Here is a 25,702-nt window from a genome sequence, read left to right as displayed (position 1 = left end):
GCTGCCCCGTCTGTGGATGCGCATTATAGGGAGTTTAAAATACTCTGCAAGCGCTATTTTAAAAAAACAAATCGTTTGCCTAAAAAACAACCAGGCAGGCTGAAACTAATCTGCCAGCGCTAATAACAAACCGCCTGCTCTTATTGTCTGACGCTGTACTACCTTAACTAATTGTCTCGGTTCAGCACAAATCAGGCTAAACCGCGCCGACGCCCGGGTAATAGCAGTATAGAGTAGTTCACGGTTTAACAAACCATTATCTTGCGCTGCAACCGCCAGCACAGTATGGCTGAACTCTGAGCCTTGTGATTTATGTACCGTCATCGCAAAAACCGTTTCCACGGCATTTAAGCGGGCCGGGATTACCCACTTAATACCATCGGCGACTGCGAACGCCACTCTTAAGGTGCTGACCAGACTGCCATCTGCCTGAGGTAATAATTTTGGCAGACAAATGCCGATATCGCCATTCATCAACCCCAATTGATAGTCATTACGGCTGACCATTACCGGCCTGCCGGAAAACCATTGATGCACGGGAGCAATTAAACCAGCTTTTGCCAGAATATGCTGAATTTGCAGGTTTAACTGCTCAACCCCCCATTCACCTTTGCGGGTTGTAGCCAATACCTGAAAACAGCTATAAGCGCGCAACACATCTTGGGCCCAGCGATCCTGCAACTCAGGCTCGACAGGTGCAGCAGTGACCACAGATAAATAGTGCTGATAGCCAAAGCCATTTACCACGTTACTGCCCGCCAGAATTAACTGCGCAAAGGCAGCGCTGAGAGTAGCAGCTTCTTTCAGTAACAGCAGCTCTGTTGGGTAGTCCTGCCAAATAGTAGGATTAAGTTGCCCCTTGTTAACCATCGCAGCCAATTGACCAATGCCGCTGTCCTGGCCAAAACGATGGCTGTGACGCAACATGACAATATGCTGCGATAACAAACTGCCCTCGGTATTTACCAGCTCAGCGGGAATGTGCTGGCCGGTTTGCTCTGCTAACCAGGCGGCTGTTGCCGGGAGGTAATCTCCTGTACTGGCCTTGTTGCAAAGTTCCGCTAATAGCGCCCCCGCCTCTACCGAGGAAAGCTGATCTTTATCCCCCAGCAAAATAATGCGGGCAGTCACGGGTAACGCCTGCAGCAGTGCCGCCATCATTTCGACATCTACCATCGACGCTTCATCCAGCACCAGAATATCCAATGGCAAGGGTTGGTAGCGATTAAACCGCAGACTTTTGCTGCCAGGACGCACGCCCAGCAAACGATGAAGTGTACTGACGTTAGAAGGAATAGCCTGTTCAATCTGGCTAAATCCCACGATATTAAGCGCTGCCAGGCGGCTGATAGCACCACTGATACTGTCTTTCAAACGGGCAGCGGCTTTACCGGTAGGCGCGGCCAGCCGAATATCCAGCAAGGGTTCCCCACGGCTAAGCTGCAATAGCTGCAGCAAGGCCAGCAATCGCACCACTGTAGTGGTTTTACCGGTACCCGGGCCACCGGTAATAACGGTAAAAGCACTGCGACATGCCAAAGCACAAGCCAGCTGCTGCCAGTCGGGTTGCGCCCCCCCTGTTTTAAATAGCTGGCCTAGCAAAGGTAATAGCATGCTTGCAGATAACTGGGCCGTAAGTACTTCGTGTTGTGCTAAGCGCTGATTAACTTGCAAAGCTATGTCTTGCTCATATTGCCAGTAACGGCGTAAATATAGGCGGTTACCCGCTAACACCAGTGGATTAGTACCCGTGCCACTATCTACCACAGCCGACTGGCTGAGGGCCGCATGCCACTGCGCCAGATTTATCGCAGTAAATTGTTGTTGTAACTCCGCTTGTTCACTGGGTGCCAGCTCTGCCGCCAGCCCCAGGGTTAACAAAGGCTCAGCTTGTAATTTTGCTAAATCCAGACACACATGGCCCTGTTTTAACTGATAACTGCACAGCGCTGCGGCCAGCCAAACTAAAGGCTCTGCAGGCTGATACCGGGCAATAAAGCTGGCGAAGGCCTGATCCAGCGGGCGCAACCAGCCCTGGGTTTGCCATTGCTCCAACAATAGTTCAGCTTGCATTTACCGCCTCCCCGCGAAACAGCTGATCCAAAGCATTGATCAACTCCAAAGAGGGTTGTAACCACACCATCCCCTGCTCTGGTGCCGCCACCCCCCGGATAAACCAGTGCATAGCCCCCCCTATATGTCGCTGGTAATCATAATCGGCAAGCCGGCTGCGTAATAACCGATGCAGCGCCAGACAATATAATACAGCCTGCAAGTCGTAACGCTTTTGCAGCATAATCTGCTGCAATGCTTCAGTGTTATAAGCCACCGCGCACTGCCCGGCCCGGTTAGATTTGTAGTCACACACCACATAACGCTGCTGTTGGCAAAAAACCAAATCAATAAAACCCTTCAGCATACCGTTAAGCTGCCCTGCCAACAGAGCTGGTCGTGATTTACCCGGCCAGATATGTTGCTGTAACAACTGATCCAGTTGCCTGATATCAATCTGCTGACAGGGCAACCAAAATTCCAGCTCTACCTGATAATTGCTAAGCCCGGCCAGGGTTAATGCTGCAGGGGTTGCGAGATCTGGCAGGCAGATAGCACTTTGCAACAGCTGGATTAACCACTGCTGTGCAGCATTGCTGTCTGCATGCCAGCCACGTAACTGACAGCGTTTCGCTAATTCTGCCGCCAATAACTCCGGCTGTTGGCTGATATAAGCAAAGCCCTGTTGCCCCATCCACTCCAACATACCATGCAAGAAAATACCGGCTTGCGGCCCGGCGACAAACTGGTACTGGATAGCAGGATCCTGCTGCTCTGCAGCTGGCTGTGTTATCAGCTCGTAATTAAGTTCCGGTAATACTTTGTCGCGGGCGCGCTGTGGCGTACTTTGCTCAAGATTGCTGTGCTCTCCTAGCTCACGGGTTAACGCACTATAACTGGCAATCCACCACAGTTGGCGAAACTTATGGCAAATTTGGCGGGCAGAAGCCGCTATTCCCCCCTGACCTGCTATCTGGTACAGACGCTGGCTGGTCGCTGGCAGACTTTGTAGTTTAATGGCCGGACAACCAGCCCAGGCAACTTGCACCTGCGCCGTAAAAGTGGCGGGCTCAGACGATGAGGTTGCCAGTAAATAACCGATAGCACTTTGCTCAGCCAAAGGCGCTAAGCCCAACCAACAGGCATATTTAGCCCGTGTTAACGCCACATAACATTTACGAATATCTTCGGCCAACCGCTCTTGCTCAGCTGCAGCCAAAATGGATTGGTCTGGCAGATAACTAAAACATTGCTCACCTTGTTCACCCCGGTAACTGACCGGCAATTGCCCGGCATTCACCGCCCTCGCTGCGCAGATAAAAGGCAGAAACACCAATGGATATTCCAGCCCTTTGGATTTATGAATAGTAACAACCTGCACCAGCTCGGCATCGCTTTCCAGCCGCACTTTCTGCTGCTCGCTGTCGCCACCGGCTTGTTGCTGGATATGCTCTGCTAAAAAACGCAACAAGGCCTGCTCGCCATCCAGTTGCTGAGCGGCTTGTTGTAACAGCTCGGCCAGATGCAATAAATCAGTCAGGGCCCGCTCACCATCTGAACTCAGGCGCAAGCGTGCTGGTATTGCAAAATCAAACAACAGGCTGCGCAACATAGGCAGCACCCCAAAGCGGCGCCATTGTTGCTGGTAGGTTTTAAACTGCAGACACAACTGCTCCCATTTCAGCTCCTGTTGTTGCAACTGATCAAGTTGATGCAGGCTAAGGCCAATAGTGCGGCAACCTATCGCCGAGCGCAATAAGCTATCTTGTTCGGGTTCAGCGCAGGCACTTAGAATCAGTTGTAAATCTGCGGCGGTAGCGGAGCTGAATACGGATTCACGGTCAGATAAATAAACGCTGCGAACTTTGCGCAAGGCCAACTGACGCCGAATAGCCAGCGCTTCGTTCTGATTGTTAACTAAAATCGCAATATCAGAAGGATTAAGCGGCCGCTGCTCGCCCGCCTCATTCACGAAACAGGCAGTTCCTGCCGCGGCCTGTTGCAGGATGTCAGTAATATAACTGGCACAGCCCAGCGCGTATTGCTCCAGATATGCCTGGCGGCTGAGCGCTTTATCAGGGGCTGAGTCAGGTAGCCAGGCCGTCAGTGCAGGCGCAGCTTGCTGGGCAATATGCAATTGCCAGTTCGCCCCCTTCGCTTTAACCGGATGAAAGGGCAGTGGATCGCCATGCTCAATATCAAGGCTTTGCCGAAACAGAAATGCCCCGGCAGTGCGCTGTTCGGCCTGAGCAAAAATGTAATTTACGGCGCTGACCAGCCTGGCATCAGAGCGAAAGTTAGTATTCAGGGTATAGTGGTGGCCCGCGGTGACCCGCTTAGCTTTCAGGTAGGTATAAATATCGGCACCACGAAAGGCGTAGATCGCTTGTTTAGGATCGCCAATTAGCAGCAATGCATGTGGGTTGTCCGGTTCAGCACTGGCAGCCGTTGATGTGGGTTTATCCAGATAGATGGCGGAGAATATCTGATACTGGACGGGATCGGTATCCTGAAACTCATCTATCAGCGCAACCGGATACTGCCTGCGGATAAGTGCGGCCAGCTCTGCGCCCCGCTCACTATGCAACGCCCTGTGCAGCCGCAATAGCATATCATCAAAGCCCATCAGTGCCTGTTGCGCTAACTCAGCCTGAATGCGCCGCGCCAGCCAGCTCGCTGCGTGCTGCATCAGTAATTGCCGTGGCTCGGCTAAATGTTGCAAGGCATGCTGCAACTGCACTATCCCCGCAAAGGCCGGATGGTCCGGTGGCGGTCCCTGTTTCCAGCACTCTGCTATGCCATCGGGTGATAACCGATGCCAGCCAGTACCTAAATCAAGTTTAGCATCCGGAGATGCCAGCCAGGCCTGCAATTTTTGCAGCCAGTTATCCAGATAACGCTGCTGTAATTGCCGGCCATTTACCGCTTTGGCATTAATGGCTTGCTGCAGTAGCTCGGCTAACTCAGGTAACCACTGTTGCCATTGCCCCGTAAGCTGTTGCAATTGTTCCTGGCGTTGCGCCTGGCTTGCGGCAATGGCCTCCACCGGTGCCGCGTAACCAGCACTGCCAGCATTGGTTTGCCCCAGATAATGACTGGTGAGCTTACTCACGCTGTGCCATAACTGCTCTGGCGTTTGCCAGTAAGCCAGGCATTCAGTCAAGCCGCTTGCTGGCAGCTCGTAATAAAAACTGCGCCAGTAATCACGCGCCGCCTGCAATTTCAGAGCGCTTAGATCGGTACTCAGCTGCTGGCTGAACAAGCTGCCACTGGCAAAAGCATGCTCTGCCAACATCCGGTTACACCAGCCATGAATAGTAGAAATGGCGGCTTCATCCATCCATTGTGCAGCCAGTTCCAGGCGTCTGGCACAGTATGCAAATTCTGCTTCAGCATAGTCAGTTAACAGTGCTGAGAGCACGCTATCGCTGCTTTGCCCCTGGCGAAACGCCTGCGCAGCCTCGGTTAGGCGTAACCGGATGCGGTCACGCAACTCCTGCGTTGCGGCCTCCGTAAAGGTGACAACCAGAATTTCCGGTGGTGTCAGTGCTCTTGGGTATGCATGCGTCTTGCCATGCCCCAGCACCAGCCGTAAATACAACGCTGCAATAGTAAAGGTTTTACCAGTACCGGCACTGGCTTCAATTAAGCAGTTGCCTTGCAATGGCAAGGTTAACAGGTTAAGCGCTTCAGGCTGCTTCATTCTGCTGCTCCAACCGCATCGGCCTGCGTCACCGCATGTAATAAGGGGCGGTACAACTGCTCTGCCAGGCGCATAAAATCGCCATGTCGGGCAAGTTGCTTAAAATCAGGAAACAAGCGTTGTAAATAAGGGTTATGCTGCACAATGCCCGGGTTGTAACTGTCTCCCTGATAACGCTTTTCGCACTGCTGCAAAATCTGTTCGCTGCTGAGTTTGCCACTATCAGTCTGCTGTAAATACAACATGGCGCACTCTAACTCCAGCGGCCAGGGCGCCTGATGCGCCTGCAAATAGTAACCCAGTAATTGGTCCAGTTTTGCAGCCGCTGCGGTTGCCGTCAGTTCAGCAAAGTGTAACTCGCCGGCCTGGCTTAATACTATGGACTGGCAAGGCTGAAGGGTGTTAGCCAGCAAATGGCTGAGCCAGGGCAGCACCAGATGTCGCCACTGATATTTGCGGTCACGGACCAGCGCACTGGCACTTAACAGCAGCTGACATTGCTGTCCACTGCTATTAAGTCTCAACTGGCTTAGCCAGTCCTGCAGTTCAAGTGTCTGATATTGCCAGTGCACGGCCTGGGCTTTTTGGCTGATAGGATAAGCATGCTGCAGTTGTTTAAGCCGACCGGCTAACGCCAGTACCGGCTCTGCCAGCTGCTGTGCATGCAAACTGGCTGCGGCCCCTACCCCAAGCGCACCGCGGCGCTGCATTTGTGCTAAAGCCTGGTTTACCGCGCTTACCAATGGCTGCTCGTCAGCCAGCGCTTGTTGTACCCTGGTCATTAGCTGTTGTTGCAATTGCCAGCGGGCCAAACCATCAAGGGCAAAGGCTTCATCATTGTCACCAGATAGCTCCGCTTGGCCAAGCCAGATGGTTAAACGTTGTGTGAAGAAACTTTTTACCGGGTCACGCACAAAGTCACTTAGCTGGCGCAAGCTGATTGGCTCTGTAGGCTGCCAGACACTGAGCGGCTCGGTTAGTGTCGCGGGTGCAGTTTCAGCCAGCCATTCATGCTGATAACTAAAGAGCGCTGGCTCGGTCTGGCTAAAATAACGCGGGCTGAAAGGTTGTAACGGGTGCTCGGTGGTAAGTTGTGCCAATAAATCCTGTTGCTTAATGCTGATATCAACAGGCTCACTGGCAGCACGCCAGCACAGCGCCAGATGGTCCCGCAACTGGCCAATTAACATCGATGGCGCCCGCTCACTGTTATCATGAACACTACGGCCAACCCAGCTGATATATAGCCGGTCACGGGCTGACAGCAGTGCTTCCAGCAGCAAGTAACGATCATCCTCCCGCCGGGAGCGGTCACCGGGCCTGAGATCAGCCTGCATTAAATCAAAATCTTGCCGTGGTTGCTGGCGTGGAAATGCGCCATCATTCATGCCGAGTAAGCAAATTTGCCGAAAAGGAATGGCCCGCATCGGCAGCAAGGTGGCAAAGGTCACCCCGCCAGACAAAAACTTTTGCTGCACTCCGGGTTGGGCCACTAATTTCAGCCAGCTTTCTGCCACAATTTGCGCCGGCAGCAAGGTGTTAAGCCCGGCTTGCTGGCAGTGGCTGTACCATTCATCTAAGGCTTCATTTAACAGCGCCAGCAACGCCTGTTCATCGGTAAGTTCTGGCTGTATAAAATCTTGCAACATGCTGCTTAGTAATAGCTGCCACTGTGCTGCACTATGAGGTTGTTGCAACAACTGCCAGTAGTGTTTCAGTCTGGCCAGTAGCTGGTATAAGGGGCCGATTATACTGGCTTCTAAACCGCTGATATCGGTAAAAGGCTCAATGCCGTGCCAGCCGTCGCTGTGCTGCTCTGCCTCGCTAACAGGCCCGGTGGCAAACCCCAGCAACATCCGATCCAGTGCAAACTGCCAGCTAAACTGATGCAGGCCGGCCGGTAAATCAAGGCTTTGCCGCTGCGTGGCATCCAGCCCCCAACGTGCACCTGCCGCTTGCAGCCACTGATGCAATAAAGGGACTGCTGTCTCTTCTATTGCAAAACGCTGCCGCACTGCCGGTACCTCCAGCAGGTCCAGAATATCACTTAATTGAAAGCGGCTTTGTGCCAGAGCCATTAATTGTTCCACAGCCTTAAACAGCGGCTGCTCGGTGCCTGGTGGTAAGTCTGCTATGGTAAAGGGAATATAACGCGGATCTTCTGGTTTTAATGCGGCAAATACGGCCTGGATCAGCGGTGCATAACCGCTGATGTCGGGCACCATGACCATAATATCGCGTGGCGTCAGGCTATGATCCTGCTCGAACGCCGCCAACAGCTGATCATGTAATATCTCAACCTCGCGCATAGCGCTATGTGCCAGATGAAACTGAATGGATTGATCTGTGGCAGCTATCGGTGGCCAGTGCTGTTGGCTATCCTGCACAGCTCTTAAATCATAAATATCGTGTTGCAGCATACCCAGCAAATGGTTTGCCTCAGGTGGTTGAAATAAGTCTATCCGCTGATTCACAAACAAGTTTTTGAATTGCGCGGTTTCGTCAAACTCGTCCAGCAACCTGATGTAATCACGGCCCTGCCGCCCCCAGGACGCTAACAAAGGCTGGGCATGGCCATGTAGCTGCTCCTCCCTAATGTTCGGTGGCATACCAGCTTTATAAGGCTGGCGATGCCGCTCAGCGCGCAACAGTTCTTTTTCACTGATAATATCGGCCCAGTAGTGCTGACAGGGATTATGCACTGCCAGCAACACCTGACAAAAAGGCGCAATTGCCGATAACACCTGCAGGCTTTGCTGCGGCATTGCCGAAATGCCAAAAATAATTAAGCGCCGGGGTAACAGCTTGATTGCTTCAGTCGCTGATAAAGTCGCTAATTTATCGATAAATCGCTGATGAATTTCGGCGCGGCTGTCACCAAGCTGTTGCTCACTGATCCTGGCATGCAGCAAGCGCCATAGCTCACTTTGCCACTGTTGCTCGGGCTTTAGCGCCGTGCGCTGCCCCCTGGCATTGAGCAGCTGATCCTGTTGCTGTTGCCATAAATTCAGCCAGTCGGCACGGTATACCTGGTATTGATCGAAGAGTGCGGCCAGTTGCTCAGCCAGTTGATAGGTTCTGATTAACGACGGATCATCGGCATAAAAATGTTTTAATGGCGCAAAGCACGGCTTGTCCGGCAATTGTGGCAGCAAACTCAGTAAATGCCAGCGCAACAACTCCCTGCTGTAGGCGGAGCGCTCTGTTATCTGCTCACGCCCCAACACCTGGCGGTATAGTTGCCAGATAAAACGCCCTGGTAATTGCACGTCGATCGCAGCAGCAATACCACAGCCTGGCTCGGGCGCATCGGGTTCGCTGGCCAATGCCAGTTTCAGCCACTGGGCGATACCGTTACTTTGCACCAGGATCTGCTCTGACTCCAATGGCGCCAGCGGGTAGCGCTGCAACCAATTAACCACCAAAGCGCGCAATTGCTCGGGTGCATTGGCATGAACCACCAGAAAACCGGGTTGTAACAAGCTAGCCTGCGACATAAAAAGCCTTAAGTGACAACAGGCTGCCACTATAGCTTATCTTAGCGGCTGATTAAAAGCCGCTTAACACTGTGCTCTGATCAGGTTTTTCCGCCGATCATACTCAGCAATCATTTGCTGCATTTGCATTTCATCATAAGCTTGCAAATTACTTAAGATCATCCGCTTTTCACCACGACCAATTTGCTGGCCATTTGCAGTAAGTACAAACTGTAGCAACACGTTGCCGCGCTTCCCTTCAACCTGCAAAGACGATGCTGCCAGGCTAAGTTCAACCGCAGCAGTGGGTAAGGTGTCAAAAGACAACGCCATACTTTCGTAAATAACTAAAGGTCGGCCAGGATGGATCATCACATTATGTTGCTGCATTAAGGGTTGTAAAATATGGGGGAAGTTTTGTCCGGAAAAGCGCACATAATCGCGGATCAGCGGCTCGATGACGCTCAAATCGTGGCTGGCTTCACCTTGTTGCTGCAACGCCAGATACACTTTGCCCTGCTGATCGCAAATTCGTAACTCATCGCCTTGCCTGTCGCAGCGCAACAGCACATCAGCACTAACCATGCCGGCAAAGGTACAGCTAAGTTCTTTCGTCAAACCGTAATGGCTCAGCAAATAAGCAAACAGTAAATCGCCAGGCACACAAAACCGTTTCGCGTCAACATCATGAATAGGATTAAAATCGGTCGCTATTTGTTTGGCAAAACTGCAAGACTGTAAGCGGCTAAAACTAAAACCTTCGGCAGAACGGGTGACAAAATCGTCTAACAACATCAATCAGGCACTCACTATTTAAACATCAGCCGGCAATTCTAACCTAATTTAGCTAATAAATGGTCTAGCCAGTCATAAATAGATAAAGGCCGCAGTTAAGTTCATACCAGCACGCGAATTAATTAATAAAAATACTTGCCTTTATTTTGCACAGCAACTACTGTATATCCATACACTGTATAAATACACAGCTGGAGTACACTATGTTAGCAACCGCACAATCAACTAACCCAATTGCAGACACCACTGGCTTGCCGGCTAAACGCAGCACCGGGCGCTTACAACGATTAACCGCAGCCGTGGCGTCAGCCAAACCATTTTATCAGGAACTTGCCACTTGCTCCGCAACCAGTGCCGAGCAGTTACTGGTTAAAGTGTTGCAACGCCATAGCAGTGAACAGGGTTGGATTGTATTAGTAGCACCACAACAACTCCCATCAAAGGCGCTAGCCAACTATTTAAATCTGCCGGTAGATAAAATACTGGTTATTCATGCTGATGCGATTAAAGATCCTGCTAAAACCCTGCAGCAGTTACTACATAGCAACAGTTGCCGGGTCATTATTAATTTTAGTCAGCTGGTATCAGACGGGCTCAGCGCGCAGCTAAGCCAGTACGCGGCCAGCCAGCAGCGTTGGTTTTACCAGTTTAATCAGCTGACAACGCCAACCCATTAGTAGGGCTGCACCAGAGCCGGCATTTAAGATATACTGCCAGCCTTAACCACCGCATCAGGTAGCCGAGGTCGTATTGTACTGTTACTGTTGTTCTGGTCTGCTGTTCAGTAAATGTTGTCAGCCGTTGCTTGCTGGTGAGGCAGCTGCACAGAGCTGTCTGCAACTGATGCGCTCGCGTTACAGTGCTTATTGTTGTAAAAATATTGAGTATATTTTTCAAACCTACCATCCTGAGCAACGCGCTGCGAATGCAACAGCTCAGATAGCGGAATTTGCTAATACCGTGCATTTTGTCGGACTATCTATTACTGACTGCCCAGAAAATATGGCTATCGCTGGCAGCAACAATGGTGTGGTCAGTTTTGTTGCCAGCTACATAAATGATAACAAGCTGGAAACCCTGACAGAGACTTCCCGTTTTGAGTTTAATCAACGCTGGTATTATTACGACGGCGCTACTCGCATTACTGCAACAACAATAGGCCGAAATGATAACTGCCCATGCGGTAGTGGCAAAAAATTTAAACGCTGCGCCCCCCATCTGATGTCTGGCACACCGGCGGCTCACTTAACATAGTTATTTAATGTGCTATCAGGCGGCATCATCCTGATGCAATTGCTGCAAAATATCGTACAAAGCAGTGGGGTCGGCTTCATCACGCCTGACGGTATTGCCTTCGCGCCGCCGCAGACTGTGCGCATCCAGATTCTGAACCACCTCGGTCGCTAATTTAGCCTTATCATCCTGCAGAACCAGCGGTCCTGCGGCTAAATACTGTTGCAATTTAAGCTGGTGTAAACCGCCAGTATGTAATGCTCTGCTGTGACAGCTTAATGTATTAAGATCTTGCTCATGCCAACCAAAACCTCGGGCCTGCATCAAAGAAAACCTGGTATATAAATCTGCTTTTTCAACTGCAGGCTGCAGTTGTGGCGTTTGAAATTCCGCCATTTCGTCAATCGCGGGGGACAGAAAAGCTAACCACAGGGCAAAGTCTGCTCTGTGATGTTGATTTATCGCCTTGTTCAGCCGGCAATCAAGTTGCCATTCGTTGATAATGCTCGTCATAACAACTTAATTAACAGTAGTTGTTTGGATTATCGGCAGTTAGCCAAAAAAGTTAAGTAAAATGCTTTACATCAAAAGACAGTTTGATAAGATGCGCGCACTCGTGGAGGGGTTCCCGAGTGGCCAAAGGGATCAGACTGTAAATCTGCCGGCACTGCCTTCGAAGGTTCGAATCCTTCCCCCTCCACCATTTAATTTCTGCTTAACGTCTATCCTGCTGTAAAATTTTACTAAGACATCCCTTGTCAGCTGTTTCCTGCCTTCGTATACAAATCCAGCGTTTAACATGAATTTACTTGCTAAACCACACCATATTTCCGACACTTAGCTTATTCACGCTATGGTTAAGGCTCCAATGCAAACTAAGACTCTGGAAAATCAGCGGGTGTTGATCGTTGATGACCAACGCGCATTCCAGTTAATGTTTAAAGGTGTGCTCTATTCTATGGGCGCCACCAATGTGGCGTTTGCTCCAACCGGCGAGCAAGCACTTGCCAAAAGCAGTAATGTTGATTTTGATATTTTGTTCGTTGATTATCATCTGGGAGTTGGCAAAAATGGCAAACAACTACTGGAAGATTTACGTGAAAAAAAGCTGTTAAAACCCCACAGTATTTTTATGTTGGTAACCGGAGAAAATTCGGTGCCGGTCGTGGTAAGCGCAGTAGAGCTGGAACCCGATGACTATCTGGTCAAACCCTTCTCGCAAAGTGTGCTGCGCAGTAGGATCTTACGCATCCAAAAGAAAAAAATTCACCTGGCAGCATTATTTCAGGCGTTATATGACAACAATACCGAACAGGTCATAGAACTTTGCCAGCGGGAGATAAGCGAAGCAGGTCGTTACCAACAATTCTGTAAAAGAGTTCTGGCAGAAAGTTTTCTAAACTCACATCGTTATACTGAAGCCGAACAAGTTTTACTAGGTTGTCTGGATCAAAGACGTAATGGCTGGGCTTTGCTGTTAATGGCAAGGCTCTGTTTTGAGCTGCAACGATTTAGCCAAAGTCAGGAACTGTGTGATGAAGCCATCGAAGAAAACCGCTTATTTGCGGAAGCTTATGATATTAAAGCCCGCTGTTTTCTGGCTGAAAACGACGCTGAGCAGGCGTTCAGTTGTATTCAGGCGGCCACAGAAATCGCGCCCTTCTCTATGCAACGTCAGTATCTGTATATGGACATTGCCCATGCGTTAGAGGATACCAATGCTAAGGTGCTGGCCAGTAAACAACTTTATGAAATTACCCGACGTTCAATACGACAGGACGTGGTGCATCTGCTCAATTATATCCGCAGTATTATCGCGGCCGCGACCCTATCTGACGATCCACAACAGCGTAATCGCTATTTACAGGAAGTCGCTATAGCCCTGCAACGGGCCAGAAGAGATGACAACCTGATCCGCGAGATTGACTTTGACCTGTTTGAAATATTATGTCAGGCGAGGCTTGATTCAATAAGTGGTCAGCAATTTCAGGCAAAGAAAACCTATGCGGCAGTGGCTGAGCATGCAGAGACACAGCAACAGGTACTGCCTGATACCGTATTTCTACTTAATCAAATTGGTGAATTTGAGCAAGCTGACCGACTGGCTGCCTTAATCGATCCAGCGCTGCAAGCCGATCCTGTACTGCAACGCCTGTTGTCAGAGCAACAGCGCCATAATCAGGCACAACAACAACACTTTAGTCAGTTAAACAAAGACGGCATTCGCCAATATAAAGAGGGACAGCATCTGGCGGCACTGGCATTATTTGAACAGGCATTGGAATTAGCCCCAATGAATACCGGCTGCGCCTTAAATGTAATTCAAACCAGCCTGCAACTTCTTAAAACACGTAGTCAGGGGCCAGGTGGTAATTTATTAGACCGCTGTAAAAAAGCCTTCCGGATTGTGGATAATATGCCGTTACCTGAACATCACCGGAAACGATATCAGGAACTGTTGAGTCAATTCACACAATTGCAGCAGGAAAAACGTCGGTAAGCATTTTTCCTGTCATGCAGTTAGCTGCCCGTCACTTACTTATTATCTAAGGCATCAGCCAGTTCCATTACCAATGCACTGGCGCCAACTCGCATGGTCGCGCTGGTCGCGGTTAGGCCCGTGATTTGTTCATATAAATCGATCAGTTGCAGCGCTTGCGCCACAGTGCGCACCCCGCCTGACGCTTTAAAACCAACAGTACGATCAGCGGCTGCAATAATAGTTAGCATAATGCGGGCAGCCTCTTCCGTAATGCCTATCGCCACTTTACCAGTTGATGACTTTACAAAGTCAGCACCACTGGCTATGGCCAGCTCAGTTGCTTTAGCCACTTGCTGTGCAGTAATCAGTTCACCGGATTCAATAATGATTTTCAGGCAATGGCTACCACAACAGCGGCGAACGTCCGCCAGAAATTCACTGACGAACTGTTGCTCACCACGCAACAGCGCCTGATAGGGCATGACACAATCAATCTCTGTAGCACCCGCAGCCAAGGCTGCAGTTATTTGCTGGCAAACGTCGCTTATTGGTAACTCGCCATCTGGAAAGTTAACCACCGTAGCTAGCGCTACTGGCTGGTCACGCTGGCCCACAAACTGGCTTAACTGCGGTAAAAAGTGTGGGTATACACAATAGGCCGCAACAGCCACAGGTAACTGCGGTTGCTGGTTTAGCCAGCCAACCATTTGCCCGGCGTCATCAGCATCGTTCAATCGGGTAACATCAAGCAGTTTACTTAGCTGTAATAATCGCAGTCGGTTGGTCATACTGATACTTCCATTATTAAGAGGCAGAGCGGGTAAGTACCATATTACTACCCTGCTAAATTTTGTCTGGCAGAGTAAACCAGATCTGAAACAAAATGCAAAAGTGAAAAAAAATAATTTTTATGGAATTTTTTTGAAATATGCCAGTCAGAGTTAATAGTTGTAATGTTGTGTTTACTTCTCTCCCTGAAATTAAGTTGTCCTTATTTTATCGCCGGTTTTATACCGGCGTTTTTTTGTCGGCTTATACCGTTATTTATCATTGAGTTTATGCAACAAGTTGTTGCTGATGATAACTTAGCCAGGCTTGTGCCTGCGGGTAATCTGGCAGATTGCGGTGCACTACCCGCCAGAACAATGGCGAGTGGTCCATCACCAGCCGATGCGCCAGTTCATGAACCATTACATAGTCAGATACCCACTCTGGCGCCATAATCAGTCGCCAATTCAGACCAATAACCCCATCACTAGTGCAATAACCCCAGCGCCGCTGCCATTGCCCCAGTTCTAGCCGATGAAAACTCACACCCAAAACATTGGCCCAGCCAGCTAAACGATCAGGAAAACATGTGCCCGCCTGGGCGTATAACCAGCGGTTAAGCAAGGTATTGTGCCAGTCAGCCAGGTTGGCTGCAGTGACCCGTTGACTCACCTTGATTAACAATGTAGAGGTGGTAATACTCACGTCACTTTTCTTAGCCCGACTGAAAGTGACGGTTAGCAATTGGCCTCTGTATAATATTTCAGCTCGTTGCTGCCAGCTCACTAGCGGGGCTTGAGCTTGCTGGCACAGCAAGTGCCGGCTGATCCAGCTTTGTTTTGCTGAGAGTAGCTGCTGGATCTGGCCAATGTGACAGCCTACAGGTGCTCGTACCGTCACACTGCCCTTGCTGACAACAATAGCCAGTGTTCGGCGCTGGCTGTAGACAATATGATAATCAGGAAGCAGCGACATCAGTGGCCAGAGCCTGGCAGGTTTAGCGCCGGTGGTATTCGCATGTTATGATACCAGCCTGTTCCAGGTTGAGGCATATAGAGCAACATGAAAATAATCTCTTTTAATATTAATGGTATTCGGGCAAGGCTGCATCAGTTACAAGCACTGATTGACAAACATCAACCCGATATTATTGGCTTGCAGGAAATCAAAGTTCACGATGACGAGTTTCCGTTAACCCAGGTGCTGGCGATGGGGTATCACGTATACCACTTTGGCCAGAAGGGCCATTATGGCGTAGCCATTTTAAGTAAACAAGCTGCCACTCACATGCAATACGGTTTTCCCGGAGATGAGGCCGATGCTCAGCGCAGAATGTTAATTGGCCAATACCTATTAGCTAACGGCAAAACACTGACCATCCTGAATGGTTACTTTCCACAGGGTGAAAACCGGGCCCATCCAACAAAATTCCCGGCAAAAGCCAAATTCTATGCAGATTTGCAGCATTATATTGAGCAACATCACACACCAGAAGACTACCTGAGTGTCATTGGCGATATTAATATATCGCCGCTTGATGTTGATATTGGTATCGGCGAAGCCAATGCCAAGCGGTGGTTACGGGAAGGTAAAACATCCTTTTTGCCTGAAGAACGACTCTGGTTACAACAGCTGAAAGACTGGGGATTAATTGATACGTACCGCCAACTTTATCCGGACGATAACAGTCGTTTCAGTTGGTTTGATTATCGCTCAAGGGGTTTTGATGATAATCGTGGGCTAAGAATCGATGTGGTAATGGCCACAGCACCGCTGGCGAAACATTGTATTGAAGCCGGTATAGATTACGAACTACGTGGTATTGATCGCCCATCTGACCATGCACCGGTGTGGTCGGTATTTAAACTGAATGACTAGTCAAAACCTGGCTAACCCTTTATGTGGCCTATAGCCATGGTCGCATAAAGGTTTTATCCAGTTGCTGATATGCCGTCGCCAATATCTTGGCAAGATCTAAATAGCTACGAGGTTCCGTTACCGTCTGTGTTTCAACTCCCTGTTCCAGCATTTGCTGGTGGATCTGCCGACACCAGGTTACCAACGCCGGGGGCAAGTTGGTTGCAGAGCGCACTCCTAACCAATACCAGCCTTGCAACGGCAGCGATATAATAAACAGCATCATCGCCAGAATTTGTCCGGTAAAACCGCTGCCTAATAACGTTAATTGCAAAAAAGCGGTTAATACAGCAAGTACCGGCAGGTAACGAAAACCCAGACCGGTTAACTGAATAATTTTATTTTCTGGGAACAAGGCATTTAGTTCAGACTTAAGCGGCCAAACCTGGCTGTATTGTCTACCGGCTTGCAGCAATGCAAATAATTTCATGTTGGTTAGCCCCTTTTCATTACAACGGCCAAACTTTACTCTAGCATAGATGTAATACGATGCGCAGACTAAGTTGCGTCACCAGCCATGATTATTTGGCTGGTCTCACTCAGGCAACTGACATTAACACTGCGCCAGGTGATCATTTTAACTTAAATGTAGGCTAAATTGTTTGAGTAACTTTTAAGCAAATTTTGAGCCAGATATTTTTACTCATATTATTAATACTTTATGTTGAAGTCAGCCTGTTACCAACAACCTTACCCACAGAAATTGTGGACAAGTTTCTGTGCTAAGAAGCCTGTTTACCTGTTACTGTCAGTATTCTTACCAATTAAAATAACAGTTTCACTAGAAATTCATCTTTAAGACTTCTTTTTGTTATGTTGTGCTGGTTCAGCCTTGTTGCAACCGGTCAAATTCTGTAAATAGTCCTAACTAACAGCAGAAAACAATTTTTTTTTACGTTAATATTGCCAAAAACGTCTGCAGGCAGCCGTGCCAGCCGACGCCAAATAATGGAAAGCTATTATTTATGATCAAAATGTACGGCATTAAAAATTGTGACACCATCAAAAAAGCCAGAAACTGGCTGGAACAACACCAGCTGGATTATCAGTTTGTTGATTACCGGCAGGACGGTCTTAGCACAGCACAGCTGGCCGAGTTCAGCAAACAACTTGGCTGGCAAAACCTATTAAATACCCGAGGCACCACTTACCGGGCATTACCCGCTGCAACCAAAGAAAATCTGAATGAACAGTCCGCACTGGCACTGATGCTACAACAACCAGCGATGATTAAAAGACCGTTGCTCGTGCAGAACAGTACCTATATGTTGGGCTTCAATGCCGGGCAGTATCAACAGCTATTGGATAACTAATATGAACTGGCTTGACCCCTCGCAAAACCCGGTACTGTCGTTGGCTATGGACCTAATGTCCAGGGAATCGGTTACCCCTGAAGATGCAGGCTGTCAGCCGCTAATGGCACAACGCCTGGCCGCCATTGGCTTTAACATAGAAATGCTGCAGTTTGCAGACACCTTGAATATGTGGGCTCGCCATGGCAGCGACAAGCCGCTGTTTTGTTTTGCCGGCCATACTGATGTGGTGCCAACCGGCCCTGTTGCACAGTGGCATACCCCTCCATTTACCCCGACAATTATTGGTGACAACTTGTTTGGCCGCGGTGCAGCTGATATGAAAGGTAGTCTGGCAGCAATGGTGGTGGCCACCGAGCGTTTTATTGCAGAGCAGCCAAATCCGGCTTTTAATATTGCCTTTTTAATTACCAGTGATGAAGAAGGCCCTTTCATCAATGGCACAGTTCGGGTGATTGAGACGCTGGAAACCCGACAAGAAAAAATAAACTGGTGTCTGGTGGGCGAGCCTTCCAGCGGCCAGAAACTGGCTGATGTAATTAAAAATGGCCGGCGCGGCTCCTTAACCGGCCATTTAACAGTAAAAGGCATTCAGGGCCATGTCGCCTACCCGCATTTAGCCGATAATCCGGTACATAAAGCAGCACCGGCACTGGCAGAGCTGGCCGCTGAGCAGTGGGACAATGGCAACGACTTTTTCCCAGCCACCAGTTTTCAAATTGCTAATATCAGCGCCGGCTCCGGCGCATCCAATATTGTGCCGGGTGAACTTAAGGTCATGTTTAATTTTCGCTACAGCACTGAAGTTACAGCAGAGCAGTTACAACAAAGGGTTTATGCCTTGCTGGATAAGTATGGCCTGAACTATCAGCTGGACTGGATTTTAAACGGCCTGCCCTTTTTAACGGATAGCGGCAGTTTAGTTGAAGCTGTGGTAACGGCTGTTGAGCAAGTGCAGGGGTTTAGCCCCAGGTTAGAAACCACTGGCGGTACCTCAGATGGTCGCTTTATTGCGCCTACCGGCGCGCAAGTTGTCGAGTTAGGCCCCTGCAACGCGACGATTCACAAAGTGAATGAATGTGTCTCTATCCATGATCTGACCGTGCTGGCAGAAATCTATCTGGCATTGTTGCAACAGCTGCAACACAAGCTGACAGCATGAAAATCGCAATACCCGATGCTGACATACTCACAGGCTGCAGCGACATGCACCTGGTTACCCTGGCAGACGGTATGGCGATTCATCACCAGATGCAAACAGCCTGGCATGCCCTGCTTAAGGCAGCGGCGGCTGAGGGTATCGACATTAAAATTGCTTCTGCTTTTCGTGGCTTTCAGCGTCAGGCTGCTATCTGGCAAGCAAAATGCTCTGGTTTACGGCCAGTGTATGATCTGACGCAGCAACAGGTGGCGGTAACCAACTTAACTGGCCTGGCTAAATTACAGGCAATTATGCTGTACTCGGCCCTGCCAGGTGCCAGCCGGCACCACTGGGGCACTGAAGTAGATGTCTATGATGGTGCCACAGTGGCAGATGATTATCAGCCGCAGCTAATACCAGGCGAGTACCAGGCAGACGGGCCCTTTGCCAGACTTAATCACTGGCTGGGTACGGAGGCCAGCCGCTTTGGCTTTTTCCGACCCTATCAGCACTACCGTGGCGGGGTCGCGGCCGAGCCATGGCACCTTAGCTACGCCCCCGTTGCCACAACCTACCAGCAAGCTTTTACTCTGTCTATCCTGCGTCAGTGCCTGCTGCAAAATCCGATAGCGGAACAAGACGCTGTACTGGCGAATTTACCGCAGTTATATCGGGATTACATTATCAACATTTGTCAGCAGCCTTTGTCAGTGCAAGCTAATGCTGAGGAACCGCAATGAACTGGCCACTGTTTTGGGCATTGTTGCTGGCCTTTGGCCTGGTTATTGGCAATGTTTTGCTGCTGAAGCACGCGGCTAAAATCAGCATGCGCACAGTGAAAAACAGCAAAATCACCAAGTCTGAGCCTGCAGTCACTGCCAACAATATTACTCGTCATCAGCCTGACGCTGAAAAGCCGAATACCCCTGAGTAAAACGTTGCAACTGATCGCGCAAATTAGGTGGGGTTCCTTTAATAATCAGGGTATCTGTGCCGACATCATATTGCACCCGCTCGCCCAGTAACTTTTCATCAAAGCTCAGCGACAGGCCGCCACCTGCACCATTAAACTTAACCATCTTTTTCAGCTCTTTTACCTCAACCGGAAATTGCTCTGCCACTTCAAGCTGCTGCTCAGCGCAATAATGCAAAAAGCCATTTTCCTGCTCCGGATCAACCACCGCCGACAGTTCTGCTAACACCACATCTTGTCCGGCCTTGGCCCGCTCTTCACAATAATCAAAGATCTGGCGGCGGGCAGAGGTCTTTTCAGGCTGCTCAAACTCAGCAGCGGTGAAATATTCTTCCACCGAAGCAAGTACCTTTTTACTGTTCTGCCTGGCATCGGCACCCTCAGTGCAACCCAGAAAATCAAGAAAAAAATCAGCAACTTTGCGCCCGGCTCGGCCGCGAATAAAACTTATGTAATTGCCCGCGTGCGCATTAACCTGATATTCGGTCAGATCAAGCCTGGCGGCTAATTGCATCCGGGCAATATCCAGGTGGCGGGAAGTGGATAAATCCAGCTGCTCAGTTAAAGCAAAATGGTCTTTACTACCGAGCAACCCCACCAGCAGAAATTCACTGGCTAAATAACGATAGTGCCCCAGCAGTAAATAGCCTGTTTCCGGCAGTTGGTGAGTACTCAACTGGGTCACCAGCGCATCAGTTGTGGCTTTGGCAAAACCAAGGTAGTCGGTGTCTCCTGCCTGCCAACTGGCTAAAGCTTGCGCTACTGCAGGATCTTTGTCTTCCGAAAAACTGGCATAACCCTTAGCGGGTTTGCCGTTATAAGCAAGATGCAACTGCTCCAGTAAGGTTGCAACCGACCCTGTCGTGCCAATTAATTGCTCACGGTAATGCGCCCTGTGCTCACCGCTGTCTGACAGTTCAATGTAATTTATTGCGAAATGGAGCACATCGACGGACATAATTTTTCCTGTTTTAACTGAAATCTGATACTATTCTTTAGTTTTAATATCATCTGGATCTGAGTATCGCATGCCTATTGTATCAAAGTATTCCACTGCGCAAATTGAAAATCTGGTAAATCAGCTACTGGACACCCTGCACGCCAATAATGCTACCACGGAACTGAGCCTGATGTGCTTAGGTAACGCAGTAAGCCATGTGATAAACACCAGCGTACCAGCAGCACAACGCGCCGCGGTGGCAAGCCATTTCAGTCAGGCACTCACCGACGCCATAACCAGTAGCAGCAACTAAACCGGTATGGTAATCGAACAAAATTTATCACTGGTAAAAAAAGTCAACCGGCTGCTCAGCTGGGGTCATTGGTTTACTTTTTTCAATATTTTACTGGCACTGGCCGTCACCAGCGTTTACTGGCTGTCAGAGCCATCGCCAGAAACTGTACTGGGCTGGCTGTATTTACTTTGCTACTGGTTGGGCCATACTGCATTTTTATGTTTTATGTTCTTTATTATTACCGTATTCCCACTGTCTCTGCTTTTTCCGTCGCAGAAGCATGTGCGGGGGTTAGCCGCATTACTGGCAACTCTGGCAATGGTAGTATTGATTTTCGATGCCTATGTTTATGCCAGCCTCGGCTATCATATTGGCAGCACGTCTTATGACCAGACTATTGAACTTTTACGTCAGCAAGTTGTCACCAACCTGCGTAATTTTATTATTATCACCGGTTGTGTTGCCGCCATACTGGTAACCATTGAGCTTACTATCAGCAATTTCTGCTGGAAGAAAACCGCCAGACTGAAGCAAAGCGGGCTTAGCCGGCCGCTGCTGGTACTGTTTATTGGCAGCTTTATGCTAAGTCACCTTATCCATGTTTATGCTGATGCCCGACTGAAATGGGATGTCACTAAACTGGATAATGTTTTACCTTTTTCGTACCCTGCTACTGCCAAAAGCTTTCTCGCCAGATACCAGTTGGTTGACTTAGCCCAGCGTGCCCAGCGTCAGGCAGACCGGCTAAGCATTACTAACTCCGAACTTAGCCTGGGCCAATTTCAATGCTCAGCCACCAGCACGGATGCGGTGTTAGTATTAATTGCCAGTCAGTTGACGAGCGAAACGACACTTTTTATGCGGCAACAAGGGCTGCGCTGGCATGAGCAACATTTTGCACCTAATAACCGAAATGAAGCATTGCTTAATTTGTTGTACGGACAGTTTTTGCTGCATCATAACAGCCATCAGCAGCTAAGTGAGCCACCGGCATATCTGCAACAATTACCGGCCAACACTCTGAGTATCAGCAGTCAGTCTACGGATATTACCAGCATACTCCCCTGGCTGGATACTGTTCACGCGGCTGCCACACTCAATATTATATTTGATGACAAGCCGGCCAGTAACTGGCCAGCCTATCAGCACTATAAACATATCGTGTTGTTACCACTGACCAGTCAGCAACCTAAATTTGTGCTGGCACCAGTGGCGACAATGATCCGCTGGCCTGTATTAAACAGTCAGTTAAGGCAGCACAGCTCGCAGCACCTGGACTTACTGCCTACGTTACTCAGTTCGGCAGGGTGCAATAGCCAAAGCAGTTGGCTTGGCGATAACCTGCTACAAAGCACCGCGCTGCCCAAACTCAGTATCAGTTTGCAGGATATTGTCAGTATCCGAAAAGATAAGATGGTGGTATTGCGCCAGGATGGCAGCTTTGGAGTTTGGTCAGCCGGTACCTTGCTGCCGCTAAACGAAAAGCTGGACACGCCCATGCTAACAGATGCATTAAAACGGCTGGAGCCGGCAGACTAACCCTCGCGTTTTATTGTAAGGTTTTAGGTGCTTTCAGTTTTGCTCTTTTCCCCGCCAGTTCCAGTTCAGCCAGATGAAACAAATTGGTGTAAACGATTGGCGGTACTGGCTCACCGAACCGTTCTATAAATGCAATCTCAGCGGCTTTGATCAACTGCTGAAAAATCTGGTCATACTGGCTGTAACCATCATAAGAATATGGCTCGTCGAGATCGGCTAAGCCCAGTTGCCGCTGCTGTCGCATAAACCAGTTCATCAAAAATTCGTACTGTTTAATATCTAACCACTGCCGACAATCCATCTGTTTTCCTATGTTTGTTATCATCCGTTTTTTGCAGCGTACTACCCGACGCCAGCATTCATATTTTCGATTAGCCTGTGCGCTTTAATTCACTTTATCAGGTTGTGAAAAAGGCTAACATTTACACTAATCGAATAGGAGCAAAACTCATGTTAAAAACAACAACTTTCGCCATTATGCACTTTAGTATTGCTTTTGGTGTTACTTACGCGATTACCGGCGATTTAGTTCTGGGTGGCCTGATTGCGGTTATCGAACCGGCTGCCAATACCGTAGCTTATTTTTTTCATGAAAAAATATGGCAGCGTCTGCAACACCAACAACAAGCCAGACAATCAACCTCAATATATAACAATCACTTTGCGAAATGATAGCAGTGTTCGGCGTTAAGGCTGCGATAAATAAGCCCTGCAGCGTCAGGTAAAAGCAGTTACAATACGTTATTAGTAAAATATGACTGGATTAACAATGATTGCACTGGGCACCCTGAATACCTTAACCGTGAAAAAGCAGGTTAAATTTGGCTTTTATCTTGACGGCTTAAGTTGGGGAGAAATTTTACTACCTAATAATGTGGCACCAGCTGGTTTGGAAGTTGGTACAGAGCTAACTGTATTTCTTTATCTGGACTCTGAAGACCAGTTAATTGCAACCACAGAAAAACCGGCAATTATGGTAGGACAAGTTGCCATGTTACCCGTTGTTGCCGTAACCAAGGTGGGTGCTTTCTTAAACTGGGGCTTGAAGAAAGATTTGCTGGTGCCATTTAGTGAACAGCAAATCCCCCTGAAAGAAGGCCAGAAGTATTTAGTGTACTGTTATGTTGATCTTAGCAACCGCATTGTTGCTTCAACCAAACTAGACCGTCATCTGCATAAAACTGAGCCCCGCTACAATATCGGCGATAAAGTTGAAATTATTATCAGTGAACAAACCGACATCGGTTATAAGGTAGTGGTTAACCAGCTACACTGGGGCGTATTGTATAAAAATGAAGTATTTAAACCTTTACGCCGTGGTGACCAAAGCCATGCTTATATTGTTAAAGTGCGGGACGATGGCAAAATTGATTTAAGATTAACGGCTACCACTTATAAGCAGGCGCAGGAACTGACCGAGCAAATTCTTACTAAGTTGCAGCAGAATGGCGGTAAACTGGCGTTAACAGACAAAAGTTCTCCAGAACTCATTTATGCCGCTTTTGGTGTCAGTAAGAAAGCCTACAAGCAAGCTATTGGCAGCCTGTATAAAGATAAAAAAATCGTAATCTTAGACGCAGGTATCATGTTAGTTGGCAGCTAAATTTCCCGGTGCGGCCAGAATACATACGTTGAAACCCGCCATTAGTTGGTTGCTTGAATTGTTTCAACGTCATGCTGGCCTGATGGCCATATTGGCGTTTCTTTCTGGCATTGCCAGTTATGTGCTTATTGACCGCAAAGAATCTATCGCCCAGTTTATAGCCGCATTTATGTTGGTGATTTGGGTACTGTTGATTGCCGATAACTGGCTAAGAGCCAGTTTGGAACGACGATTTGGCTGGAACCTCTCGCCCATTGTTGTGCGGTTTCTAACTCAGCTGGTGCATCAGGAAAGCCTGTTTTTTGCCTTGCCTTTTTTTCTGGCAGTAACAAGTTGGGGTCATGGCCAGGCGCTGTTTACCAGTTTGCTGATCCTGTGCGCGCTGGTGTCAATTATCGACCCACTCTATTATAAACATCTGGCCACCCGCTATGCATTGTTCGTGGCTTTTCATACCCTGGCGTTGTTTGTCGTCATGCTGGTGGTGCTACCGCTGTTACTACAATTAACCACCCAGCAAAGTCTGATCGCGGCAATAAGTGCCGCTTTAATCTTCAGCTTGCCAAGTTTAGACCGGATCCTACCGCCGGGACGCTGGTGGCGCTTACCCATGTTGCTAAGTATGTTGTGCCTGATGGCGCTGGTGTTATGGCAGCTACGCAGTTGGGTACCCCCCGCAGGTATGCGGCTGACTGCTGTAACTATTTCACATCAGGTTGATACCGCCCAGCGTGAAGCAGGACCTGAGATCAACGAGCTTTCAGTGGCTGATCTGCAGCAAGGTCTCTACGCCTGGACCGCGGTACGGGCACCTCGCGGTTTACGGGAGAAAATCCACCATGTCTGGCTCCTGAACGGCCGGGAAGTTGACCGAATAGTATTAGATATCCGTGGAGGCCGGGAAGCAGGCTATAGGGCCTGGAGCCATAAACAGGTTTTCCCACCCTATCCCGCAGGTAATTGGCAGGTTCAGGTAGTGACCGAATCAGGCAGGTTAATTGGCCTCACGCGTTTTAAGGTTAACCTTAATATAGCCAATGGTATGCCGCCTCATGAATCGGACGCCACACTAATCGAGCCGGTACAAACTGAGCCCAAACTCAAGTCTGAGTCTGAGTCTGAGTCTGAGTCTGAGTCTGAAATAGTACTGCCACCATTCAAACACTAACAACGCTAAGTAAATAGCAAGTAGCAAAAAAGGGCCAGATGGCCCTTTTGTTATGTAGAATTAACGATGTTCACTCTTTAAAGCGATTAAATTCCTGCTCAGCTTGCTCCCGGCTCATGCCATATCGTTCTTGCATTTTGCCGCAGAACTTTTCAAAGCTACCGTCAACTTGCTGAATGTCATCGTCAGTTAGTTTGCCCCATTTTTCTTTAACAGAGCCTTTAAGTTGACGCCATTTACCTTCTGCAATATCACTATTCATCATCTTTCTCCATCAGGTTAGACATAGTTTCACTACAGTTAT

The 25,702-nt window shown here is 48.9% G+C and carries 24 protein-coding genes and 1 tRNA gene; 14 read left to right on the top strand and 11 right to left on the bottom strand.

Annotation, left to right across the window (positions count from 1 at the left end; translation table 11 throughout):
- Positions 1-105: 105 nt before the first annotated feature.
- From recD to WG68_RS07480, 4 genes are all read right to left on the bottom strand, one after another.
- Positions 106-2,073 carry an exodeoxyribonuclease V subunit alpha gene (recD, locus tag WG68_RS07495; protein WP_046557043.1) on the bottom strand — a complete coding sequence of 656 codons (1,968 nt, stop codon included), beginning with the start codon at positions 2,071-2,073 and terminating at the stop codon, positions 106-108.
- Positions 2,063-5,755, bottom strand: coding sequence for an exodeoxyribonuclease V subunit beta (gene recB, locus WG68_RS07490; protein WP_046557042.1), 3,693 nt, complete (start codon positions 5,753-5,755; stop codon positions 2,063-2,065). The genes recD and recB overlap by 11 nt, the downstream gene beginning before the upstream one ends.
- A complete protein-coding gene (gene recC / locus WG68_RS07485) occupies positions 5,752-9,252 on the bottom strand; it encodes an exodeoxyribonuclease V subunit gamma (protein ID WP_046557041.1) in 3,501 nt (1,166 codons plus the stop codon). Before recC ends, recB begins: the two co-directional genes overlap by 4 nt.
- A gap of 63 nt (positions 9,253-9,315) precedes the next feature.
- Entirely contained in the window at positions 9,316-10,026 is a 711-nt protein-coding gene (locus WG68_RS07480; protein WP_046557040.1) for a DUF3581 family protein, read from the bottom strand.
- A gap of 203 nt (positions 10,027-10,229) precedes the next feature.
- Here WG68_RS07480 and WG68_RS07475 point away from each other — a divergent pair, with 203 nt between their 5' ends.
- Both WG68_RS07475 and WG68_RS07470 read left to right on the top strand, forming a co-directional pair.
- Positions 10,230-10,703 carry a hypothetical protein gene (locus WG68_RS07475; RefSeq protein ID WP_046557039.1) on the top strand — a complete coding sequence of 158 codons (474 nt, stop codon included), beginning with the start codon at positions 10,230-10,232 and terminating at the stop codon, positions 10,701-10,703.
- Between the two features lie 166 nt (positions 10,704-10,869).
- The gene (locus tag WG68_RS07470; protein WP_235357694.1) at positions 10,870-11,280 is read left to right on the top strand and encodes a YchJ family protein; all 411 of its coding nucleotides are present in this window, start codon (positions 10,870-10,872) and stop codon (positions 11,278-11,280) included.
- Between the two features lie 15 nt (positions 11,281-11,295).
- Here WG68_RS07470 and WG68_RS07465 read toward each other — a convergent pair whose 3' ends face one another.
- Positions 11,296-11,772, bottom strand: a complete 477-nt coding sequence (locus WG68_RS07465; RefSeq protein WP_046557037.1) for a VC2046/SO_2500 family protein — start codon at positions 11,770-11,772, stop codon at positions 11,296-11,298.
- 105 nt (positions 11,773-11,877) lie between these two features.
- On the opposite strand from WG68_RS07465, the gene WG68_RS07460 reads away from it, so the two are divergent.
- Positions 11,878-11,962 (top strand) — tRNA-Tyr (locus WG68_RS07460).
- Between the two features lie 165 nt (positions 11,963-12,127).
- Positions 12,128-13,759, top strand: a complete 1,632-nt coding sequence (locus WG68_RS07455) for a tetratricopeptide repeat-containing response regulator (RefSeq protein WP_046557036.1) — start codon at positions 12,128-12,130, stop codon at positions 13,757-13,759.
- A gap of 35 nt (positions 13,760-13,794) precedes the next feature.
- On the opposite strand, the gene deoC is transcribed toward WG68_RS07455, so the two are convergent.
- Positions 13,795-14,529 (bottom strand): deoxyribose-phosphate aldolase, encoded by a 735-nt coding sequence (gene deoC, locus WG68_RS07450; RefSeq protein WP_046557035.1) that lies wholly within the window; start codon positions 14,527-14,529, stop codon positions 13,795-13,797.
- 268 nt (positions 14,530-14,797) lie between these two features.
- Positions 14,798-15,484, bottom strand: coding sequence for a M48 family metallopeptidase (locus WG68_RS19055; protein ID WP_052749000.1), 687 nt, complete (start codon positions 15,482-15,484; stop codon positions 14,798-14,800).
- A gap of 87 nt (positions 15,485-15,571) precedes the next feature.
- On the opposite strand from WG68_RS19055, the gene xthA reads away from it, so the two are divergent.
- Positions 15,572-16,387 carry an exodeoxyribonuclease III gene (gene xthA, locus WG68_RS07440; protein WP_046557034.1) on the top strand — a complete coding sequence of 272 codons (816 nt, stop codon included), beginning with the start codon at positions 15,572-15,574 and terminating at the stop codon, positions 16,385-16,387.
- 28 nt (positions 16,388-16,415) lie between these two features.
- Here the strand turns inward: xthA and yfbV are convergent, their stop codons facing one another.
- Positions 16,416-16,856, bottom strand: a complete 441-nt coding sequence (yfbV, locus tag WG68_RS07435; protein WP_046557033.1) for a terminus macrodomain insulation protein YfbV — start codon at positions 16,854-16,856, stop codon at positions 16,416-16,418.
- A 535-nt stretch (positions 16,857-17,391) separates the two neighbouring features.
- On the opposite strand from yfbV, the gene WG68_RS07430 reads away from it, so the two are divergent.
- The 4 genes from WG68_RS07430 to WG68_RS07415 are packed head-to-tail and all read left to right on the top strand — an operon-like array spanning position 17,392 to position 19,814.
- Positions 17,392-17,739 (top strand): ArsC family reductase, encoded by a 348-nt coding sequence (locus tag WG68_RS07430; RefSeq protein WP_046557032.1) that lies wholly within the window; start codon positions 17,392-17,394, stop codon positions 17,737-17,739.
- 1 nt (position 17,740) lies between these two features.
- Positions 17,741-18,901, top strand: coding sequence for a succinyl-diaminopimelate desuccinylase (gene dapE / locus WG68_RS07425; protein WP_046557031.1), 1,161 nt, complete (start codon positions 17,741-17,743; stop codon positions 18,899-18,901).
- On the top strand, positions 18,898-19,620 hold the full coding sequence (locus WG68_RS07420; RefSeq protein WP_046557030.1) for a M15 family metallopeptidase: 723 nt from the start codon (positions 18,898-18,900) through the stop codon (positions 19,618-19,620). The genes dapE and WG68_RS07420 overlap by 4 nt, the downstream gene beginning before the upstream one ends.
- Positions 19,617-19,814, top strand: coding sequence for a hypothetical protein (locus WG68_RS07415; RefSeq protein ID WP_046557029.1), 198 nt, complete (start codon positions 19,617-19,619; stop codon positions 19,812-19,814). Before WG68_RS07420 ends, WG68_RS07415 begins: the two co-directional genes overlap by 4 nt.
- Here WG68_RS07415 and yejK read toward each other — a convergent pair.
- A complete protein-coding gene (gene yejK / locus WG68_RS07410) occupies positions 19,768-20,811 on the bottom strand; it encodes a nucleoid-associated protein YejK (RefSeq protein WP_046557028.1) in 1,044 nt (347 codons plus the stop codon). The genes WG68_RS07415 and yejK overlap by 47 nt on opposite strands.
- Positions 20,812-20,881: 70 nt before the next feature.
- On the opposite strand from yejK, the gene WG68_RS07405 reads away from it, so the two are divergent.
- Positions 20,882-21,106 carry a YejL family protein gene (locus tag WG68_RS07405; protein WP_046557027.1) on the top strand — a complete coding sequence of 75 codons (225 nt, stop codon included), beginning with the start codon at positions 20,882-20,884 and terminating at the stop codon, positions 21,104-21,106.
- 6 nt (positions 21,107-21,112) lie between these two features.
- Positions 21,113-22,627 (top strand): DUF3413 domain-containing protein, encoded by a 1,515-nt coding sequence (locus WG68_RS07400; protein WP_046557026.1) that lies wholly within the window; start codon positions 21,113-21,115, stop codon positions 22,625-22,627.
- Between the two features lie 10 nt (positions 22,628-22,637).
- Here the strand turns inward: WG68_RS07400 and WG68_RS07395 are convergent, their stop codons facing one another.
- A complete protein-coding gene (locus tag WG68_RS07395) occupies positions 22,638-22,928 on the bottom strand; it encodes a hypothetical protein (protein WP_046557025.1) in 291 nt (96 codons plus the stop codon).
- A 149-nt stretch (positions 22,929-23,077) separates the two neighbouring features.
- Between WG68_RS07395 and WG68_RS07390 the strand changes: the two genes are divergently transcribed.
- The 3 genes from WG68_RS07390 (at position 23,078) to WG68_RS07380 (ending at position 25,398) form a co-directional block, all read left to right on the top strand.
- Positions 23,078-23,299, top strand: coding sequence for a DUF2061 domain-containing protein (locus WG68_RS07390; protein WP_046557024.1), 222 nt, complete (start codon positions 23,078-23,080; stop codon positions 23,297-23,299).
- Positions 23,300-23,396: 97 nt separating this feature from the next.
- The gene (locus WG68_RS07385) at positions 23,397-24,230 is read left to right on the top strand and encodes a CvfB family protein (protein WP_046557023.1); all 834 of its coding nucleotides are present in this window, start codon (positions 23,397-23,399) and stop codon (positions 24,228-24,230) included.
- Positions 24,220-25,398: a DUF5924 family protein gene (locus tag WG68_RS07380; RefSeq protein WP_083981818.1), complete on the top strand. Its 1,179-nt coding sequence runs from the start codon at positions 24,220-24,222 to the stop codon at positions 25,396-25,398. The genes WG68_RS07385 and WG68_RS07380 overlap by 11 nt, the downstream gene beginning before the upstream one ends.
- Positions 25,399-25,468: 70 nt before the next feature.
- Here the strand turns inward: WG68_RS07380 and WG68_RS07375 are convergent, their stop codons facing one another.
- The gene (locus WG68_RS07375) at positions 25,469-25,663 is read right to left on the bottom strand and encodes a CsbD family protein (RefSeq protein ID WP_407637669.1); all 195 of its coding nucleotides are present in this window, start codon (positions 25,661-25,663) and stop codon (positions 25,469-25,471) included.
- Between the last annotated feature and the right edge of the window lie 39 nt (positions 25,664-25,702).

It is taken from the genome of Arsukibacterium ikkense (assembly GCF_000987775.1).
Classification (GTDB): Bacteria; Pseudomonadota; Gammaproteobacteria; order Enterobacterales; family Alteromonadaceae; genus Alishewanella; species Alishewanella ikkense.
This window is presented reverse-complemented; position numbering and strand designations above follow the sequence as displayed.

Coding starts and splice junctions, on each gene's coding strand:
- recD (WP_046557043.1), bottom strand. CDS start 2,073: ATGCAAGCTGAACTATTGTTGGAGCAATGGCAAACCCAGGGCTGGTTG.
- recB (WP_046557042.1), bottom strand. CDS start 5,755: ATGAAGCAGCCTGAAGCGCTTAACCTGTTAACCTTGCCATTGCAAGGC.
- recC (WP_046557041.1), bottom strand. CDS start 9,252: ATGTCGCAGGCTAGCTTGTTACAACCCGGTTTTCTGGTGGTTCATGCC.
- WG68_RS07480 (WP_046557040.1), bottom strand. CDS start 10,026: ATGTTGTTAGACGATTTTGTCACCCGTTCTGCCGAAGGTTTTAGTTTT.
- WG68_RS07475 (WP_046557039.1), top strand. CDS start 10,230: ATGTTAGCAACCGCACAATCAACTAACCCAATTGCAGACACCACTGGC.
- WG68_RS07470 (WP_235357694.1), top strand. CDS start 10,870: ATGCGCTCGCGTTACAGTGCTTATTGTTGTAAAAATATTGAGTATATT.
- WG68_RS07465 (WP_046557037.1), bottom strand. CDS start 11,772: ATGACGAGCATTATCAACGAATGGCAACTTGATTGCCGGCTGAACAAG.
- WG68_RS07455 (WP_046557036.1), top strand. CDS start 12,128: ATGCAAACTAAGACTCTGGAAAATCAGCGGGTGTTGATCGTTGATGAC.
- deoC (WP_046557035.1), bottom strand. CDS start 14,529: ATGACCAACCGACTGCGATTATTACAGCTAAGTAAACTGCTTGATGTT.
- WG68_RS19055 (WP_052749000.1), bottom strand. CDS start 15,484: ATGTCGCTGCTTCCTGATTATCATATTGTCTACAGCCAGCGCCGAACA.
- xthA (WP_046557034.1), top strand. CDS start 15,572: ATGAAAATAATCTCTTTTAATATTAATGGTATTCGGGCAAGGCTGCAT.
- yfbV (WP_046557033.1), bottom strand. CDS start 16,856: ATGAAATTATTTGCATTGCTGCAAGCCGGTAGACAATACAGCCAGGTT.
- WG68_RS07430 (WP_046557032.1), top strand. CDS start 17,392: ATGATCAAAATGTACGGCATTAAAAATTGTGACACCATCAAAAAAGCC.
- dapE (WP_046557031.1), top strand. CDS start 17,741: ATGAACTGGCTTGACCCCTCGCAAAACCCGGTACTGTCGTTGGCTATG.
- WG68_RS07420 (WP_046557030.1), top strand. CDS start 18,898: ATGAAAATCGCAATACCCGATGCTGACATACTCACAGGCTGCAGCGAC.
- WG68_RS07415 (WP_046557029.1), top strand. CDS start 19,617: ATGAACTGGCCACTGTTTTGGGCATTGTTGCTGGCCTTTGGCCTGGTT.
- yejK (WP_046557028.1), bottom strand. CDS start 20,811: ATGTCCGTCGATGTGCTCCATTTCGCAATAAATTACATTGAACTGTCA.
- WG68_RS07405 (WP_046557027.1), top strand. CDS start 20,882: ATGCCTATTGTATCAAAGTATTCCACTGCGCAAATTGAAAATCTGGTA.
- WG68_RS07400 (WP_046557026.1), top strand. CDS start 21,113: ATGGTAATCGAACAAAATTTATCACTGGTAAAAAAAGTCAACCGGCTG.
- WG68_RS07395 (WP_046557025.1), bottom strand. CDS start 22,928: ATGGATTGTCGGCAGTGGTTAGATATTAAACAGTACGAATTTTTGATG.
- WG68_RS07390 (WP_046557024.1), top strand. CDS start 23,078: ATGTTAAAAACAACAACTTTCGCCATTATGCACTTTAGTATTGCTTTT.
- WG68_RS07385 (WP_046557023.1), top strand. CDS start 23,397: ATGATTGCACTGGGCACCCTGAATACCTTAACCGTGAAAAAGCAGGTT.
- WG68_RS07375 (WP_407637669.1), bottom strand. CDS start 25,663: ATGATGAATAGTGATATTGCAGAAGGTAAATGGCGTCAACTTAAAGGC.